The sequence below is a fragment of the Streptomyces griseoruber genome, from assembly GCF_001514205.1.
GTDB classification, from domain to species: domain Bacteria; phylum Actinomycetota; class Actinomycetes; order Streptomycetales; family Streptomycetaceae; genus Streptomyces; species Streptomyces griseoruber.
Genome location: NZ_KQ948767.1, coordinates 334206 through 351623, shown reverse-complemented (window position 1 = coordinate 351623; position 17418 = coordinate 334206). Strand labels below are relative to the sequence as shown.

Here is a 17418-nt window from a genome sequence, read left to right as displayed (position 1 = left end):
TCAAATGGCCCTCGGTCACCGCCACTCCGGACTCCTTGGGGCCCCGGGGCGCCGACGCCCATAGCCTGCTCGTCGCGCAGTCGGCAGCGCGTGGTCGGCGGCCGGAATGACACGACTTCCCCGCCGTAGCACGCAGACCCGCATGAAAGGCCCCGTTACATGTCCCCTTCAACACAGCGCATCGACGTCCACCAGCATGCAGTGCCCGACTTCTACCGGGCTGAGCTCGCCAAGGCCGGTATCGCCGACGCCGGCGGCCGGGCCCTGCCCGACTGGAGCCCCGAGTCGGCACTGGACCTGATGGACCTGCTCGGCACCACCACCTCGATCGTCTCCGTCTCCACGCCCGGCACCGGCTTCCTCACCGACCCCAGCGAGGCCGCCGACCTGGCCCGACGCCTCAACGACCACTCCGCGGCCCTGACCGCCGACCGCCCCGGCCGTTTCGGCTTCTTCGCCACCCTGCCCATGCCCGACGCCGACGCCTCCGCCGCCGAGGCCACGCGGGCCCTGGACGCCCTGCGCGCCGACGGCGTCACCCTGCTCGCCAACAACCGGGGCACCTACCTCGGCGCCGACGGCCAGGACAGGCTGTGGCGCACCCTGAACGACCGCGGTGCGGTGATCTTCGTGCACCCGGCGGAACTGCCCGCGCCTCCGGTCGACGGCATTCCCGCCTTCGCCGCCGACTTCCTCCTGGACACCACCCGCGCCGCCTACCTCCTGGTCCGCAACGGCATCCCGCGCCGCTACCCGGACATCCGGTTCATCCTCAGCCACGCCGGCGGCTTCGTCCCCTACTCCTCACACCGCATGGCCGTCACCATCGCCAACGACACCAGGCGCAGCCCGCTCGACGTGCTGGACGACTTCCGCTCCTTCTACTTCGACACCGCCCTGTCCTCCAGCCCCGCCGCCCTGCCGACCCTGCTCGCCTTCGCCCGCCCCGGACACATCCTCTTCGGCAGCGACTGGCCCTTCGCCCCCACTCCCGCCGCGCAGTACTTCGCCAACGGCCTCGACAGCAACATCGACCCGGGCACACTCAAGGCCGTCAACAGCACCAACGCCGAAGCGCTCTTCCCCCGGCTGGCCGCCACTCCCCCAACGCCGCCCCCAGCCCTCCCGGCCCCGGTACGCCTGCGCCAGGCAGCCCAGCGCACCGCCGCCCGTCTTGTCTTCAAGCTCGTCCAGCCCGGCACCGACTAGGACAGGTTGTTCATGCCCACAGCGCCGCTCCGCAAGCCCGACGATCAGGCCGAAGCCGCACAGGAAGCCGTCGCAACCGGCCGCGCCGGCCATCACGGCGTCCTCTTCGCGATGTGCCTGTCCCTGGTCCTGGTCGTCGCCTCCGTCTCCGCCCTCAACCTCGCCCTGCCCGACCTCGCCATCGACCTGTCTGCCACCAACAGCTCGCTGACCTGGATCGCCGACGGCTACACCGTCGCCCTTGCCGCTCTCGTCCTACCCCTCGGCGCCATCGGTGACCGCGTCGGTCGCCGCAATGTCCTCCTCGCGGGCACCATCGTGTTCGGCGCCGCCTCCCTGGCCGCCTCCTTCGCGGACTCCACCACCAACCTCATCGTCTGGCGGGTCGTCATGGGTCTGGGAGCAGCGATGATCATGCCGGGCACCCTGTCCACGATCACCGCCGCCTTCCCTCCCGAGCAGCGCGCCAAGGGCGTGGCCACCTGGTCCGGGTTCGCCGCGGCGGGCGCCATCATCGGCATGCTCGCCGCAGGGACCCTGCTGGAGTGGTACTCATGGCGGTCGATCTTCGTCACCAGTGCCGCGGCCGCCCTCGCCGCCGCCGTCGCCGCCGTCGTCCTGGCGCCCGACACCAAGGACGAGCACCCGTCCCCGCCGGACGTGTCCGGGGCCGTGTGCACCGCCACCGGCATCGGCACCCTCGTCTTCGCCATCATCGAGGGCAACGAGCAGGGCTGGACGGAGCCTGCGGTGATCGCCGCCCTCGTCGTCACGGTGCTGGCCTTCACCGCGTACGCCTGGCTCGGCCTGCGCAATCAGCACCCGCTGCTCGACCCCGCACTGTTCGGCATCCGCGGCTTCCGGGCCGGCGCCATCACCGTCCTCGTGCAGTTCATGGCCGTCTTCGGGTTCTTCTTCGTGGGCCTGCAGTACCTGCAGCTGGTCCTCGGCTACAGCCCGCTCAAGGCCGGCGCCGCCCTCGTCCCCGTCGCCGTTGTCGTCCTGCCCACCTCCCAGGCCACACCTCACCTGGTGCGACGGGTCGGCATGAAGGGCACCATGACCGCCGGGCTGCTCCTGCTGAGCGCCGGCCTGTTCGTCATCTCCCGGCTCGACGTCGACTCCGGCTACCTGCCGTTCCTCGCCGGTCTCGTCCTCGCGGGCTTCGGCATCGGCCTGTCCGGATCCGTGGGCACCGCCGCCATCACCGGCTCACTCGGCCGCGGCCAGCAGGGCGTCGCCTCCGCGATGAACGACACCACCCGCGAGGTCGGCTCAGCGGTCGGCATCGCCCTCATGGGCTCGATCTACGGCAGCCACTACCGCTCCAACCTGCCCGACTCCGTCGACCAGCTCCCGGCCCAAGCCGCTGAAGCCGCACGAGACTCCGCAGCCGCGGGCCTCCATGTCGCCGATCAACTCGGTGCCCGAGGCGCAGTGCTGGCAGACGGCGTCAAGTCCGCCTTCATGGACGGCCTGTCCGCCTCACTGATCGCGGTCAGCGTCGTCGTCCTGGCCGCCGCGATCGGCTGCCTGTTCCGCGCACCGAAGGCACCGCCGACGTCCGACTGACTCCGGCACGGTGGCATTCGGTTCCCACGGTTCCCTGTGCACGCTGAGAAGCTGCTACGTCATGAGTGGTCAGCGTCGGCGACGCACCGACGCCGGCCCGGATCGCGGCGAGGAAACCGCACTCAGCGGCGTGGGCGATCACTCGCAGGCCCGGCTTCTTCGTCGCGCCGTCTCGACGACAGCCCGGGGCCGCCTTGAGGGGCAATGCACGAGCACGCTCCTGCTCAAGTGCCTGCGCGTCCAAGTGGAACATGTTTGGCGCGACGAAGAAGATCGCGTAGTTCTCGCTGACGGTGAAGTCGTGCATGAGGACCGGGATGCCGACGTCGATGACGCGGGACGATGACGTTGCCGGTCTTCGCGTCGGCGCGATACCAGGTAATGACGGGGCCGGTGGCGGCGAAGAAGAGCATGTCGCCGGTAGCCGGGTCGATCTTGAAGTGGGCGGTACACAGGATGTCGACGCCGCCATGGAAGTGGTAGGGGCCGTACGTCTCCAGTGTCTGCGGGGCCATCGCCGTCGCCAGAGCGCCCTCGAAGTAGACCAGCAGCTGGTCGTCGAAGATGCCGGCGTTGGTCTGGGGATTGTTCTTACCCCGCGGGGCACCCTCGGGCAGCCTGCCGGACGTACCGCCGTTGACGAAGCTGCCGTAGACGCCCTCGCCCTGCTCGACCTCGAACTTCATCGAGTCGGTCGCCACCCAGCTGGTGCGGTAGGCCACCCTGCCATCCCGCAGGTAGAGACCGGCGATCATGGCGTCGCCGTCCCACCAGTGGTGGCGCTCCGTGTTGCGCGGCTGGAAGCGGGGGTTGGAGGAGGTGCGGAACATCGCGCCCGCGAGGCCTCCGGGATGGCGCCCTCAACGGGGAGCCTGCCCGTCCGGCACCAAGTAGTACCCCTCCGCGATGCTGATCGGATCGATCGACTCCAGCGGCACGAACGCCTTGATCTCGATGGCTTTCGCCGTCGGCAGCGGCAGATCCCGCAGCTCCGCATCCGAGATCGGCACCACCTGGTCCTTGGCGTACTCGTAGCCTGGCTGTTGTGGTGGCAGCGGGCGGTCAGGCGTCAGGGTCGACTCCGGGGTGCGTGAACCGCACGGGCTTGCCCAGCGACCGGGCGTAGGCGATTTCGGCTCGGGTGCTGTCTCCGATGTAGTCGCCGACTACGAGCACCTCATCAGCGAGCCGGATCTTCGCCCGGTGCAGATCGTCGAGTCGAGCCTTCAGCGCCTCGGCCTCGGCAGGATCGGACCAAAGTTCGTGCGGAGACTTCATGTCACAGCCCGGTTTGACGACAATCTTTCCGGCTTTGGTCTCCCGCAGATCGGCCTCGTTCATCTCGGTCATGAAGCGGGTGGAGCCGCAGATCACGACGATACGCGGGAGGCTCAACAGCTTCTTCGCGTCGGCGAGCTTCTCCTCGGGGGTGGGCAGTTGCGGGTATGTCAATGGTTCCTCATGGTGGTGGGGCCTTGACCCCGAATCCTGGACACGGGTTATGCCGCTGGTGTCAGCGTAGGTGATGTTGTGCGGGACGTTGTTTCGTAGGCGATCGGGCTGCGGTGTCCGAGGCGGGAGTGACGGCGTCGGGTGTTGTAGCGGTGCAGCCAGCCGAACGCGTCGAGACGGGCCTCGCGCTCACTGGACCAGTGCTTGCGGCCCTGGAGCGTCTCGCGTTTGAACGTCGCGTTGACGGACTCGGCGAGCGCGTTGTCCGCGCTGGAGCCGATCGCGGTCATGGACTGGCGGACGCCGCCTTGGTTGCAGGCGTCGGCGAAGGCCCGACTGGTGTATTGACCGGGTTCAACCAATCGTAGCAACACTCCTGATCAGAGAGGTGTGTTGCGGGACGGCCAGCGGGTTGGACGACGGAGTTGACGGGTCGGTCGCCGATGAAGTCGCCGGGGCGGCCCTCGACTCGGCGCGAGGTCGAGCGGCTGTTCCGGGGCGAGATCGCCAAGGGCCTGACCAGTGAGGATGCGGCGGTCGCTGTCGGAGCTGCGCCGGCGATGGGAACGCGGTGGTTCCGACACGCTGGGGGGATGCCGCGGATCAACCTGACCGTCTCGGGCCGCTATCTCTCGTTCGCCGAACGGGAGGACATCGCTCTGCTGCGCGTGCGGGGCGCCGGGGTACGGCAGATCGCCGGACGGCTGGGTCGGTCGCCATCAACGATCTCCCGGGAGCTGCGGCGCAACGCGGCCACACGCGGCGGCAGTCTCGAGTACCGGGCCTCGGTCGCGCAGTGGAAGGCCGACCTCGTGGCGCGGCGCCCCAAGGAGGCGAAGCTGGCCGCGAACGAGCGGCTGCGGGAGTACGTCCAGGACCGCTTGCCGGGCGTGATCCGATCCGCGGATGGTAGGGCGCTTCCCGGTCCGCAGGTGCCCGATTGGAAGGGGCGCAACAAGCCGCACCGTAATAATCGCAGGTTGGCGAATGCCTGGAGCCCAGAGCAGATCTCAGCCCGGTTGAAGATCGAAGTGGTCCAGGCCCAGGCCGTGCTTGAGCTCGCGGTAGTCGTGCTCGATGCGCCAGCGGACCTTCGAGCAGCCAGCAGTCGGGCAGGATCCCGTCCCACCAGCCCTGTTCTGCTGAGGCTGCGGCTTTGATAGGGCGCTCGACGGCCTTGCCGGCGGGACGGACACGCACGGCGGCGAAGCGGGAGGTAACTCCCCTCGCGTACCGTGTCGCCAGGTGAGCGGGGTGAATGCCTCTGGTCCGAGGGCGGCGGCCAGGGCTGCCACGGATGGCGCGGTCTGCCGGTAGCGGGGCTGGGGCCAGCAGCCGACCGGCCCGTTGCGGGCCGGGGCCACAGGCTTCGTGTCGAAGAAGTGGGCGCTCACGTCCGAGCGGACGGCCAGGACGTAGGCGAGCCCACGCTCGGACGCGCGGTCCGCAGGTGTGCGTTGGTGCCGTAGGCGGCGTCGGCCACCACGACCGGCGGCCTCATGCCCCAGCCGGCGAGCGTGTCGAGCATGTCCAGAGCAAGGCGCCACTTCTCGCGGTGCGTGACGCCCGCAGGGATCCGGGCCAGGCCCCGGCGAACGGGGTGTCCGACGCCCACTCCTCGGGCAGGAACAGCCGCCATTGCAGAGGGCAGGAGGCGGTATCGGTGGCAGCGTGGACGCTGACCGCGACCTGGCAGTTGGCCCTCTTTCCCAGGGCCCCGCAGTACTGCGGGGCCACCCCGGCCGACATCCGGCCGTCCTTGGGCACCGACACATCGTCGATCACCCAAGCCGTCGGACCGATCAACGGCAGCATGCGTTCGACGATCCGCCGCTGCACCGGCACCGGGTCCCACGTGGACTGGTTCACGAACTGCTGCAGGTTCTGCTCGTTGAAATTGACCCCGATCGGCGAAGCCGTAATCGCAGCGATCCATGCGGCGGCAGAACCAGGACTTGTCCCGCCGACCATGTGACCAGTCCGTGTCCGGGGCGCTGACGTGGGCAGGGGCGAGGGGATGAGATGTCCTCTCAAGCTGGCCGCGTTCGTCCGCAGCACTCCTGGTTGAGTCCCTCCACTCTCCAGTGGCCGCGGTCGGGCATTTGGTCGTCTCGGCGCCAGCGCCAGGCCGAGAACATCGCCCAGTTCAGGGCGCGGCACCGCTGCGTCAGGCCGTGGTCAGCCCCCGCATAGTGCTCTCCCACTTCTTCGGGGGCATGGGCGAGGTCGAACTCGATCGGCCCACGGCAGCACGTGGCGAGGTCTACGAAAAGCGGCCCTCTCCTCGGGACGGGAACTGGCAGGGGGCATAGACCTCTTCTTTCAGGGGACACGTCGGGGGGCCCGGGTGCCGTACGGCACCCGGGCCCCGAGCTTTCAACACCATCTACCGGCGAACTGCGCCGGCCTTCTTTGTCCGCAGGTGCGCCTGGGAGGGCGGGACTGCGGGGATCGTGGATGCGTGACCGGGGACCACCTTCCAATCCGGGGCCTGCGGCACCCGGGCGGACTTCTTCCTCGCCCGGGCGATCCTGATGGCGTCTGCTCCTCTACTTCGGCTACACGGTCGTACTGCTGGATAACGCGGGTACTGCTCGCAGCCCCCGTGGGGCGTCCTGCTTGACGTGCATGCGCGGCAGTTCATCTCTGCCGTGCCCATCTCGACTTCCTGGGTACACGGAAAAAATAACCCTGCGACGAGCCAATGTCTACTGTGAACACAACAGATTTTCTTCAGTTCGATGCGTGTAGTTCTGCCGCAAACCTGGCGGGATGCGCTGCGTCAGCGGGAGATCTGGGCGCCCGGTGGCGTAATCCGGAGGACGATCTGCCGCCGGACTTCGAGGGCAATCGAGGGCCGCCCGGGGGCGGAGGCTGACTGGGCTGGTGCGGGGCACCGGGCGAGGTCAGGGGGGAGTGAGGGTGTCGAGCCGGGCGGCGAGGTCGGGGCGGGCGGCGGCCAGGTGGGGGCGGGTGGCGGTCAGGGGGGCGATGAGGTCGGCGGGGTCGTTGTGGGCGAGGGCCGCGTGGAGCTCATTGAGCGGGCGGCGGGCGGCAGGGGGAAGGTCGGTGAGGGCGGTGATCTGGCCAGCGAGGCGGCGCAGGTCGGCCGCATTGCGGCGGGCCCAGGTGGCGGTGTTGCGGTCGGCGGCCCGGGCCTGACGGGTGGCCGTCACGCGCTGTTCGCCGGTGGTCCCGGCCGGGCCGGGGCGGCCGCGCAGGTAGCGGCGCTCGGCGGCCTGGCGGCTGGCGACGCCGAGGGGGTGGGCGAGCTCGGCCCAGCTGGCTCCCGCGTCGCGGGCGGTTTCGATCAGGCCGGTCTCCCATCCGGCCAGCCGCTCACGTACCTGCCGCAGCAGCAGCAGGGAGGCGAGGGCCTGCTCCGGGGCCGGCCCGGCGCCGAGGGTGTCGGGGGTCTCGTGCTGGGCGTCGCGCAGGGCGTCGTCTATGGCTTTCAGGGCCGCCGCGGCGGCGAGGAACGACGCCGGGCTGTGGGCGTCGGCGTCGGTGGAGACCGACTGGTCGGGTGCGGTCACGGGCACCTCCCTCGGGTTGTCATCATGTCGACGACATCGTGTTTGTCATCCATTGGATGACATGTTACAACGGTGTCAGTGAGGCGCATTGGCAGTAACTGCCTGAACCTGCTGGAGGTGTTTTCACGATGTTGATGCGCACTGACCCCTTCCGTGAGCTGGACCGGCTGGCGCAGCAGCTGATGGGCCCGGGCACCTGGTCGAAGCCGTCGGCGATGCCGATGGATGCCTACCGCGAGGGTGATGAGTACGTGGTGGCCTTCGACCTTCCCGGCGTCAGCGCGGACGCGATCGACATCGACGTCGAGCGGAACATGCTGACGGTCAAGGCGGAGCGCCGGCCGGTGGCGAAGGCCGACGACGTGCAGATGGAGCTGTCCGAGCGGCCGCTGGGCGTCTTCTCCCGCCAGATCGTGCTCGCCGACACCCTCGACACCGAGCACATCAAGGCCGACTACGACGCGGGCGTGCTGACCCTGCGCATCCCGATCGCCGAGCGCGCCAAGCCCCGCAAGATCTCCATCGGCGTCGGGACCGGCCACAAGGAGATCTCCGGCTGACACCGGCCGGACAGGTGCGGAGGACGGGCACCTGATCTCCCCCTCACCCCGTCCTCCGCACCCCGTGGGCAGGCCGAAGAACAAGAAGGGGTGGCGGCGAGATGACCCTGCGACGCGAAGCGTTCCTCGACCACGTGAAGGAGCGCGGCGAGTACGGCACTGTGGAGCAAGCCGAGCGCGCGGCCCGTGTGGTGCTCGCTCTGCTCGGCACGCATCTGGTCGGCGAGGTTCGCGCCCAGCTCGCGGCACGTCTCCCGGAGGAATTCGCCCTGATCCTGCTCAACCCGCTGCAGAGCGCCGAACCGCTCCCCCCGGAGCGGTTCGTGCGGGCGACCGCGGCCTGGATCGAGGGCGCCACCGAGCAGACCGCGACCTGGGACGTCAGCGCCGTGCTGTCCACGGTCGCCGACACGGCCGACGAGGATCTGCTGGGGCAGATCCTGCTCCAGCTCCCCGCCGGCTACGACCTCCTCTTCGGCCGCCCCCAGCCCACCTGACCCCTACCTCGGTGCCACACACCCGCACCGCTCTACGAAAGGCATGCACTGCAGTGATCACCGACGTGCGCGTACCGGCTGAGTACCAGCAGCCGTACTCGACGGCGTATGAGCAGATGCTGGAGAAGGTCCGCTACGAGGGCGCCTACCCCACCCGCGAGAGAGCCGAGGAAGCCGTCCGCCTGGTTCTCGCGGGGCTGGGACGCCAGCTGACCGGCGACGAACGCGTCGACCTTGCCGCCTGCCTGCCCCTGGAAGCTGCACGTGTCCTGACCGCACAGATCCCCGACACCCAGCCGCTGACCGGCTGGGCCTTCGTCAAGGACCTCGCCGCCCGCTCCGGCGCCTCCCTGGCCACCACCCGCTGGGACACCGGCTCCGTCTTCGCGGCCGTCGCCGCCCACGCCGGCCCTGACCTCATCACCCGCATCCTCCACCAGCTCCCCACCGGCCACGCGCTGTTGTTCGGCCGCGCCGAACTCACCTCCGCCGCGTAAACGGCACCGGCACCCCCGGGCCGCAACAGGATCCCTCCGGCGGCCCTTGGTGAAGTCCCCGATCCGCGCGATCGGGGACTTCCGCCTTCGCTGTGCATGATGACCGTCTCGGGCGGTGTTTCTCATAAACGGTCCTTTGCCCGAGTAAGATCAAGAACGGGCCGCAGACCTGGACGCAACCTTGTCAGTCACCGCTGCGCATCGCACGACTGGTTCGAAGTGACCTGCCTGGCAAGGAGTTTCACGTGAGCAAGATCGACCCGCAGCACCTGGCTGACCGCTACATGGCTCAATGGACGCTGTCGGAGGCCGCCGAACGGCGCGCGGCCATCGAGCGGCTGTGGGCCGAGGACGGCACCCATATCCTTCATCCGCCCGCGGAGATCAAAGAGATCGCCGCGGATTCAGTGGTGGTTGGAGGCTTGGAAATTCTCATGCTCGATGACGACGGCCGGATCAAAACCGATTACATGGCACCGGGTGCCTGATCCGCAGCAGCAGAGGCGCCCATCGGCCCGACGGCTGCCGAGAGTGCCTCGGCCGTCGCCGCGTCGGCCGGCAGGAACGCCTCCAGCTTCAGCTCGGCAAGCGTTACGTCAACGGCGGTGGCGAAGGTGGTCACGGTCGTCATCAGACGCAGCTCACCATACGAGGACTGCAGGCGGAGCGGAACTGCGAAACCGAGTAGCCCGGCAGACGGATCCAGCTGGGGAACGTACCCCGTGAGCTCGGCACGCAACTCTGCCAGGTGGCCGAGGCGGGCCAGGATGTGGCGGGCCCATTCGGCGAGATTGTGGATGCGGGGAGCCAGGCCGTCGGGATGCAGCGCAAGACGGTAAATGTTCGTGCCCGGGCCGACCAGCTCGGGGGCCACCCCCTCGGTGATCAGGTCGAATGCGGCGTTCGCGGCGATCAGGTCACCACCGCGGTCCACAACCAACGCCGGATACGGCAGATGCCCGCGAAGGATGTGACCGATCGCTGTGCGCACGGGAGCCAGCACCGGGTCGTCGAGTGCGCTCTCGGGGTAGGCGGGTGCGTACCCTGCGGCCAGCAGCAGCTCGTTGCGCTCCCGCAGCGGAAGTTCCAGCGACTCGGCCAGGCGCACGACCATGTTCCGGCCGGGGACGGACCTGCCCGATTCGATGAAGCTGAGATGACGCTGCGTGGTACCCGCCCGAAGCGCCAGGTCGAGCTGGCTGAGATGACGGCGGGTACGCCGTTCGCGAAGCACACGAGGGAAGTCCACGGACCTGTTGTAACGGCGGTGGAGGGTCCCAGGCCATTCCCCGCAGGGAATTGTCGCCACCCGCACCGGTCGGGAACATCGCCGACATGGACATCGGTGTGCTGCTTCCGACCGGAACCGCCCAGTGGGGCCCGGCCGACGACCCCCGCGAGCTGGTCGCCTTCGGCCGCCAGGCCGAACACCTGGGCTTCTCCTCGCTCTTCGTCAACGACTCCCTGATGAGCCCGCGCATCGAGGCACTCACGATGCTGGCCGCGCTCGCTCCGGCGACCGAAAACGTGACGCTGGGTACAGCTGCACTGATGCCGTTCCTGCGACGGCCGATCCAGGCCGCGCAGTCACTTGGGTCGATCGACGTGCTGTCCGGCGGCCGGCTCACCGTGACCGTCGGCGCCGGCTTCCCCGGCCGCTTCGGGCGGCCCCTCTACACGCTGTCCGAGCTGCCGTGGGAAAGGCGCTTCGCCCGCCTGGACGAGACAGTCGCACTGTGGCGGGCCCTATGGGACGGCGCCGACTCCTTCCACGGCGAGATCCTCCAGTTCGATGACATCCCGCCCACGACCAGGCCGTCCCGAGCCGGTGGCCCGCCCATCTGGCTCGGCGGCGCGACCCCCGCAGCGCTGACCCGCACCGGCCGGACGTACGACGGATGGCTGCCCTACCCGCCTGCCCCCGCCGACTACGCATCCGGCCTCCGCAATGTCCGCCAAGCCGCGGCCGACGCCGGGCGTGCAGTCGAGGACATCACCCCCGCACTGTTCGTCTCGGTCCGTATCGACGACGACACCGAGAGCGGACGTCGAGCACTGGACGCCTACGCACGCGCCACATATGGCATGCCGTTGGAGGAACTGGAGAGGGTACAGGCTGTTGTCACCGGCTCCGCCGACCAAGTGCTCCGGCGCCTGGGACAGTACATCGCCGCCGGCGCCCAGCACATCGTCGCACGACTCGGTGCCCTGGACCTGCGCTCCCAGCGCGATCAACTCGAACGGCTTGCGGACCTGATCCCCGCCGTCCAGAAGGCAATGGATCACACCGCCGCCGCAGAAGGCTCCTGAGCCTGACCCGACCGACTGTGGGACAGCCCCCAGGCGAGTTGGCGTGGCGGGCGTCGAGACCGGGCCTGGCAGCGCCACTCGCTGTCCGCTGACACAACACCGCCAGCCGCACGGCAGGCACCCCTGACCCCAGACAACTGTCGCACTGTCACGATCGGCCGAGGGTCGCCGGCCCCACCGTAACGGCAAGCTGAGGGGTCCCCAGGTCGTGGGGAGCCGTCCGCCGGGCTCGTGGGCTCCGGTGAGGACGTCGGCGAGGGCGGCGCCGCCCTCCTGACCCGGGAACCAGCTGAGCAGGATGGCGGCGACCTCGTCCCGCCAGGGCAGTTCCACCGGGGAGCCGGAGTTGACGACCACGACCGTGTGGGGGTTGACGGCCGCGACGGCGCGCACCAGTTCGTCCTGGTGGCCCGGCAGTTTCAGGTCGGCGCGGTCGAAGCCCTCCGACTCTACGCGGTCGGTGGTGGCGACCACGACGACCGCCGTGTCGGCGGCGCGCGCCGCTTCGACCGCCTCGGCGATCAGCCGCCCCTGCCCAGGCCGGATCGTCGATGAAGTGGACGTGTGCCTCGTACTGCCTGTCTCCCCAGGGCTCCATCAGTGCCGCTGCCACGTCCTGCCACGCTTGGTCGTCGAAGTCGTCTCACTGAGCGTTTGGTCCGGTGATTCGTGTTTGGTCCCGGGTCGGGATGGTGGCGGAACCAGTGTGAGTACCGGCAGTTGAAGCCGCGCTGCCGAGGGCCCCGGTCGATGCGCTGGGAGAGAACGAGATGGGTTCGACACGCCGCCGGTTGACCCGCAGGTCGAAGATGTCGAACCGGTTGTACGAGCCGGAGAGGTCATGGAACTGTTTGGGTTCGAGGATGTCGTCCGGGTCGAAGGCACAGTACAGCAGGCCCTCTTCGCGCATGACGTCACTGATCACGTCCCCGAAGGGATCAAGGACCAGCGACACTCCCCTCGCACTCTCCTCGGCGACCCGTGCTGCCTCCTCGCCCAGGCTGCTGAGCGTCCTCGCCGACTGCTCGCCGAAGACGGAGGAGACGACGACATTGAAGACCTTGGCCTCGAAGGAGTGGGCGCCGGCGCGGATGCGGATGGCGTTCTCCAGGTCGTAGTTCTTGCCTGCCGAGCCGGGATCGCGGGTTGGCCACAGCGGCGGGTAGGTCGAGATGTGCACCTGCTCGGCTTCGGCCATCAGCGTGTAGCGCGCGAGTGGGTTGGTGTTCTCGCCGCAGATCAGCGCACCGAGGCGCCCCAAGGGCGTGGGGACGACCCGGAGTCCGTGCCCGTCGCCCGGCGTCCACACGAGCTTCTCGTAGAACGTCGGGACGATCTTGCGGTGGTGGTTGAGGATGGTCCCGTCCGGCCCGACGAGCACGTTGGAGTTCCAGATGCTGCCCAGGCTCGCGGGATTTCGCTCGCTGAACCCCACCGACACGAGGACGTCCTGGCGGCGGGCCGCCTGACGGATCTCTTCGATCTCTGGGCCGTCGATATAGATCGAGTTCTCGACGAAGGTCGTGAACAGTTGGTGGTTGTGGATCGGCGCACGGAGCGCCGTCCAGATCGGGAAACCGGGGATGAACGACTCGGGGAAGGCGATGAGCCGGGCACCGTTGCGGGCGGCTTCGCCGATCGCGTCGATCGTCTTGCGGACGGTGTCCCGCTTGTTCAGCAGGACGGGTTCGAGGTGTGCCGCGGCGACGGTGACGGTACTGCCCATGGCTACTCCTGGGTGACGAAGACAACGCGCTGGTGGATGCGGTTGCGGCGTGGGGTTGAGGGCTGTGTCGCACCCGAGAGCGTCCTCGCGCGGCAGGCGAGGATGTGTTCGCCGACCGAGGAGGGCGTCCAGGCAAGGGTGAACCTCTGCCAGGCGTGTCCCGTGCGGGATGTGACCCGGGCCGGTGTCCACGTCTGCCCGCCGTCGACGCTGATGTCGACTCGCGTCACGGGCTCGTGTGCCCAGGCCCAGCCCCAGATCTCGACGGGCTTTCCGGCGTGGACGCCTGCGTCGACGGGTGCGACGAGGAAGGAGTTGGGTGCCAGTTCCCATACCGGGGTGGCTTGTGCTGAGGCGTCTGCCGGTGGGTCCATGTAGTACTTGGTGGTGAAGGCGCCGGTGCTGCGACGGTCCGACACCGTGAGCGCGGTCAGCCACTTGGTCGAGTTGGTGCCGTAGTAGCCGGGTACGACGAGGCGGACCGGTCCTCCGCGGCGTGCGGGCAGTGGGGCTCCGTTCACGGTGAGGGCGACGAGGGTGGTTCCGTCCAGGGCTTTGTCCAGGGGGAGGTCCTTCTCGTAGTGATCGTGGTACGTGGAGTCGTACACACCGTGATCGAGGCCGGCGGAGATGACGTAGGCCGACCCGTCGTCCGGCCCGGCGAGGCGGAGGAGTTCGCTGAGGCGGACTCCTCCCCAGCGGACGTTTCCCACCCGTCGCTGGGGGATCGACGGCGCGAGAGGGCTGCCGGCGCATTCGTGCACGGAGGTGATCTCTGTCTGGGGAAGGGCTCGCAGGTCGTCGAGAGACAGGGTGAGTTGCTGTGCGACCGCTCCGCCGACCGTCAATGACCATCTGTCGGTGGTGACATCGGGGATGCCCAGATGCCAGACGGAGAACAGGTCTGCCTCGGGAGTGAGGAAGGAGGTCATGTCCGGCGGCCGTAGTCTCTGGTCCAGGCCGAAGCCTTCTACGAGCATCGAGGCGCGGTGAGTGTTGTCCGGGGCGTCGGGGCGGGAGGGAGTGGGCATGGCAGAGGCTCTCGTTCCTGGGTCGGCGTCCAGGCCTTCTTGATCGTTACTTTCGACTTTGCCTGGTGGGACGACCGCGAGACGGGGTTTGTCGGCGCGTCGACTCAAGGCTGAGCCGCTAGGCCGCGTGAAGCGCGGCGGCGCGTCCCATCCGGGTGAGCGCCTCCGTCAGGATGGACTGAGGGGTGGCGAAGTTCAGGCGGACATGCCCGGCTCCTCCAGTGCCGAAGATGTGGCCGGAGGACAGGGCCACCCTGCCCTGCTCGAAGAACAGCTTGGCCGGTCCGGCCAGGTCGGTGACGGCCACGAGACCTGTGCCGCGCTCTTCCTGGGCCACGCCGAGTGACCGGCAGTCGAGCCAGGCCAGGTGAGTCCCTTCCGGCCTGGTGAATCCGACCAACGGCAGGTGCTCGGCGACGAGTTCAGCCAGCAGGGTCCGGTTCGCGTCAAGCCCTGCGAGCAACGCGTCGAGCCATGCGTCGCCGTGGCGGAAGGCCGCCGTGTGCGCGATGACGCCCAGATAGCTGGCGCCGAGGTGGACCTCCGAGGGTATCCGGCGCAGATCGGCGACTGCCTCCGGACCTGCGAGGGCGAGCGCCGCCTTGATTCCGGCGAGGTTCCAGCCCTTGGTCGCCGACATGAGCGAGAAGGCATCCTCGGCGCCGGGCACGCTCAGGTAGGGCGTGAACCTGGCGCCAGGGAGCACGAGCGGGGCGTGGATCTCGTCGGCGACGACACGGACCCCGTACCGGCGAGCCAGCCCGGCCACGGCGGTGAGCTCTTCCAGGGTGTGGACGGCTCCGGTGGGGTTGTGCGGATTGCTGAGGAGGTAGGCGATCTTGCCCCTTCTGTTCCGTTCCCGGGTTCGTCGGAACGTCTCTTCGAGTGTCTCCGGGCTGATCCTGCCGTCCTGCCCGAGCGGCGCTTCGATGATCCGGCGGTCGCCATGGGTGATGAAGGCGTAGAAGGGGGCGTAGACGGGAGAGTTGACGACGACCGGGTCCCCAGGGTCGGTGATCAGCCGCAGCACCTGGACCGCGCCCATCATCACGTCCGGGATGACGGCGGCACGGTCGACCGATGCCCCGTCCCAGTTCCAGCGCCGGGAGGCGAAGGCGACCAGTGACTCGGCGAACTCGGTTCCGAAGGGGTACCCGGTGTCACCGGTCTCGATGGCCTGGTGCAGCGCGTCGGCGATCGCCGGTGCGAGCCGGACATCCATCTCCGCCACCCACAAGGGCAGGACATCCGCCGGATGTGTGCGCCACTTCATGCTCCCGCGCCGAAGGAGCTGCTCGAGGGACAGATCCTCCAGCGGGTTCGCGAACTCCCCGGCTGCGGGGGTGCCGTCCGTGGGGGCGGTCCCTCTGACGGCGCTCCCTTGTCCTCGGTCGGTCGGTGCGGGCAGGGGTCGGGCCAAGGGCGACTGGTTCATGAGCAACCTCCATGGTGAACCGGGGGCAGGACTTCAGGAATGGGTCGGCATCGCGAAGTCGGCGCGTACCTGGCTGTCGTTGGGCCAGCGGGTGGTGGCGGTCTTGTAGCGGGTGTAGAAGCGCACGCCTTCGGGGCCGTGGATGTGGTGGTCGCCGAACAGGGACCGCTTCCAGCCGCCGAAGGAGTGGAAGGCCATGGGCACCGGGATGGGCACGTTGACGCCGACCATGCCCGCCTTGACCTTGGCCAGGTAGGTGCGCGCGGTGTGTCCGTCGGCGGTGAAGATCGCCGTGCCGTTGCCGAACTCGTGGTCGTTGACCAGCTTCAGCGCCTCGGTGAACGACTGCGCGCGCACCATGGAGAGCACCGGGCCGAAGATCTCCTCCCGGTAGGTCCGCATGTCCGGGGTGACGTGGTCGAAGAGGGAGCCGCCGAGGAAGAAGCCGCCCTCGTGCCCGGGAAGCGCGGTCCGGCGGCCGTCGACGACCAGCTCGGCGCCCTCCTCGGTGCCCACGTCGAGGTAGCCGGCCACCTTGTCCCGGTGGACCTTGGTGACCAGGGGGCCCATCTGGACTCCGTCCTCGGTGCCGGGGCCGATCTTGAGGTCGGCGAGGGCCTCCACGATGCGCTCCCGCAGGGCGTCGGCGGTGTCCTCGCCGACGGGGACGACGACCGAGATCGCCATGCACCGCTCGCCGGCCGAGCCGTAGGCGGCGCCCATCAGTGCGGCGACGGCCTGGTCGAGGTCGGCGTCGGGCATGACGACCATGTGGTTCTTGGCGCCGCCGAGCGCCTGGACGCGCTTGCCGTTGGCCGTGGCCGTCCGGTGGACGTACTCGGCGATGGGTGTGGAGCCGACGAAGCTGACGGCCTCGATGTCGTCATGGGCGAGGAGGGCGTCCACCGCGGTCCTGTCGCCGTGCACGACGTTGAACACGCCCTTGGGCAGTCCGGCCTCGGTGAGCAGCTTGGCGAGCTCGACGCTGAGGGTGGGGTCCTTCTCCGAAGGCTTCATCACGAAGGTGTTCCCGCGGCGAGCGCGACGGGGAACATCCACATCGGCACCATGGCGGGGAAGTTGAACGGTGAGATGCCCGCGACCACGCCGAGCGGCTGGCGCAGGGAGACCGCGTCCACCGCGCGGGCGACGTTCTCGGAGAACTCCCCCTTCAGCTGCTGGGGGATGCCGCAGGCGAACTCGACGACCTCGAGGCCGCGGATGATCTCGCCCTTGGCGTCGTCGAGTACCTTGCCGTGCTCGGACGTGATGATCGCGGCCAGCCGGTCGGCGTCCCGTTCCACCAGGTCCCGGAAGCGGAACAGGATACGGGCCCGGATGTGCGGCGGGGTGAGGGACCAGGTCTCGAACGCCTCGGCTGCGGCCCGTACCGCCGCGTCCACGTCCGCGGCCGTTGCCAGGGCGACGAGGCCGGTGACCTGCCCGGTCGCCGGGTTGTACACCTCACTGCGGTCTTGAGCTGCGCGGTCGTCGGGGCGGCCGTCGATGTAGTGGTCGATGTGCGTTGCCGTGGTGGTCATGTGCGGCTCCTCGGAGGGATCGGGGAATCAGCCGTGGATCGTCGACTCCCGG

The 17418-nt window shown here is 69.1% G+C and carries 14 protein-coding genes and 7 pseudogenes; 8 read left to right on the top strand and 13 right to left on the bottom strand.

Features of this window, described 5'->3' with window-relative positions:
• Positions 1 to 159: 159 nt before the first annotated feature.
• Both AQJ64_RS16735 and AQJ64_RS16730 read left to right on the top strand, forming a co-directional pair.
• The gene (locus tag AQJ64_RS16735; RefSeq protein ID WP_059202746.1) at positions 160 to 1209 is read left to right on the top strand and encodes an amidohydrolase family protein; all 1050 of its coding nucleotides are present in this window, start codon (positions 160 to 162) and stop codon (positions 1207 to 1209) included.
• A 12-nt stretch (positions 1210 to 1221) separates the two neighbouring features.
• Positions 1222 to 2781 carry an MFS transporter gene (locus AQJ64_RS16730; RefSeq protein ID WP_059202745.1) on the top strand — a complete coding sequence of 520 codons (1560 nt, stop codon included), beginning with the start codon at positions 1222 to 1224 and terminating at the stop codon, positions 2779 to 2781.
• 224 nt (positions 2782 to 3005) lie between these two features.
• On the opposite strand, the gene AQJ64_RS16725 is transcribed toward AQJ64_RS16730, so the two are convergent.
• The 4 genes and pseudogenes from AQJ64_RS16725 to AQJ64_RS45880 all read right to left on the bottom strand — a co-directional run.
• Positions 3006 to 3611, bottom strand: coding sequence for a carotenoid oxygenase family protein (locus tag AQJ64_RS16725; RefSeq protein WP_055638932.1), 606 nt, complete (start codon positions 3609 to 3611; stop codon positions 3006 to 3008).
• Positions 3612 to 3653: 42 nt separating this feature from the next.
• Positions 3654 to 3818: pseudogene (locus tag AQJ64_RS45885) on the bottom strand (Ku protein); the annotation flags it as partial.
• Between the two features lie 25 nt (positions 3819 to 3843).
• Positions 3844 to 4233: a hypothetical protein gene (locus AQJ64_RS16720; protein ID WP_055638931.1), complete on the bottom strand. Its 390-nt coding sequence runs from the start codon at positions 4231 to 4233 to the stop codon at positions 3844 to 3846.
• A 47-nt stretch (positions 4234 to 4280) separates the two neighbouring features.
• Positions 4281 to 4580: pseudogene (locus AQJ64_RS45880) on the bottom strand (integrase core domain-containing protein); the annotation flags it as partial.
• A 96-nt stretch (positions 4581 to 4676) separates the two neighbouring features.
• On the opposite strand from AQJ64_RS45880, the pseudogene AQJ64_RS50850 reads away from it, so the two are divergent.
• Positions 4677 to 5264 (top strand): annotated as a pseudogene (locus AQJ64_RS50850) (transposase); the annotation flags it as partial.
• Here the strand turns inward: AQJ64_RS50850 and AQJ64_RS16710 are convergent.
• The 3 genes and pseudogenes from AQJ64_RS16710 to AQJ64_RS16705 form a co-directional block, all read right to left on the bottom strand.
• Positions 5259 to 6126: pseudogene (locus tag AQJ64_RS16710) on the bottom strand (IS701 family transposase); the annotation flags it as partial. The pseudogenes AQJ64_RS50850 and AQJ64_RS16710 overlap by 6 nt on opposite strands.
• Before the next feature lie 137 nt (positions 6127 to 6263).
• Positions 6264 to 6518: pseudogene (locus AQJ64_RS50845) on the bottom strand (aminoglycoside phosphotransferase family protein); the annotation flags it as partial.
• 621 nt (positions 6519 to 7139) lie between these two features.
• Complete coding sequence (locus tag AQJ64_RS16705) at positions 7140 to 7769, bottom strand: hypothetical protein (RefSeq protein ID WP_059202744.1); 630 nt, start codon at positions 7767 to 7769, stop codon at positions 7140 to 7142.
• Positions 7770 to 7897: 128 nt separating this feature from the next.
• Here AQJ64_RS16705 and AQJ64_RS16700 point away from each other — a divergent pair, with 128 nt between their 5' ends.
• The 4 genes from AQJ64_RS16700 (at position 7898) to AQJ64_RS16685 (ending at position 9811) form a co-directional block, all read left to right on the top strand.
• Positions 7898 to 8329 (top strand): Hsp20/alpha crystallin family protein, encoded by a 432-nt coding sequence (locus AQJ64_RS16700; protein WP_059202743.1) that lies wholly within the window; start codon positions 7898 to 7900, stop codon positions 8327 to 8329.
• A 101-nt stretch (positions 8330 to 8430) separates the two neighbouring features.
• Entirely contained in the window at positions 8431 to 8826 is a 396-nt protein-coding gene (locus tag AQJ64_RS16695; RefSeq protein WP_059202742.1) for a DUF2267 domain-containing protein, read from the top strand.
• Between the two features lie 53 nt (positions 8827 to 8879).
• On the top strand, positions 8880 to 9323 hold the full coding sequence (locus tag AQJ64_RS16690) for a DUF2267 domain-containing protein (RefSeq protein WP_059202741.1): 444 nt from the start codon (positions 8880 to 8882) through the stop codon (positions 9321 to 9323).
• 245 nt (positions 9324 to 9568) lie between these two features.
• Positions 9569 to 9811 carry a hypothetical protein gene (locus AQJ64_RS16685; protein ID WP_055639086.1) on the top strand — a complete coding sequence of 81 codons (243 nt, stop codon included), beginning with the start codon at positions 9569 to 9571 and terminating at the stop codon, positions 9809 to 9811.
• Here AQJ64_RS16685 and AQJ64_RS16680 read toward each other — a convergent pair.
• Positions 9790 to 10572, bottom strand: coding sequence for a helix-turn-helix domain-containing protein (locus AQJ64_RS16680; protein WP_059202740.1), 783 nt, complete (start codon positions 10570 to 10572; stop codon positions 9790 to 9792). The genes AQJ64_RS16685 and AQJ64_RS16680 overlap by 22 nt on opposite strands.
• 86 nt (positions 10573 to 10658) lie before the next feature.
• Between AQJ64_RS16680 and AQJ64_RS16675 the strand changes: the two genes are divergently transcribed.
• Complete coding sequence (locus AQJ64_RS16675) at positions 10659 to 11633, top strand: LLM class flavin-dependent oxidoreductase (protein WP_059202739.1); 975 nt, start codon at positions 10659 to 10661, stop codon at positions 11631 to 11633.
• Between the two features lie 189 nt (positions 11634 to 11822).
• On the opposite strand, the pseudogene AQJ64_RS45865 reads toward AQJ64_RS16675, so the two are convergent.
• From AQJ64_RS45865 to AQJ64_RS16650, 5 genes and pseudogenes are all read right to left on the bottom strand, one after another.
• Positions 11823 to 12158, bottom strand: a pseudogene (locus AQJ64_RS45865) (glycoside hydrolase family 3 protein); the annotation flags it as partial.
• A 118-nt stretch (positions 12159 to 12276) separates the two neighbouring features.
• Entirely contained in the window at positions 12277 to 13359 is a 1083-nt protein-coding gene (locus AQJ64_RS16665; RefSeq protein WP_063788643.1) for a carbon-nitrogen hydrolase family protein, read from the bottom strand.
• 2 nt (positions 13360 to 13361) lie between these two features.
• Positions 13362 to 14390, bottom strand: coding sequence for a molybdopterin-dependent oxidoreductase (locus tag AQJ64_RS16660; protein ID WP_055631742.1), 1029 nt, complete (start codon positions 14388 to 14390; stop codon positions 13362 to 13364).
• A gap of 118 nt (positions 14391 to 14508) precedes the next feature.
• Complete coding sequence (locus AQJ64_RS16655) at positions 14509 to 15825, bottom strand: MalY/PatB family protein (protein WP_079061713.1); 1317 nt, start codon at positions 15823 to 15825, stop codon at positions 14509 to 14511.
• 33 nt (positions 15826 to 15858) lie between these two features.
• A pseudogene (locus AQJ64_RS16650) lies at positions 15859 to 17366 on the bottom strand (CoA-acylating methylmalonate-semialdehyde dehydrogenase).
• Positions 17367 to 17418 lie beyond the last annotated feature (52 nt).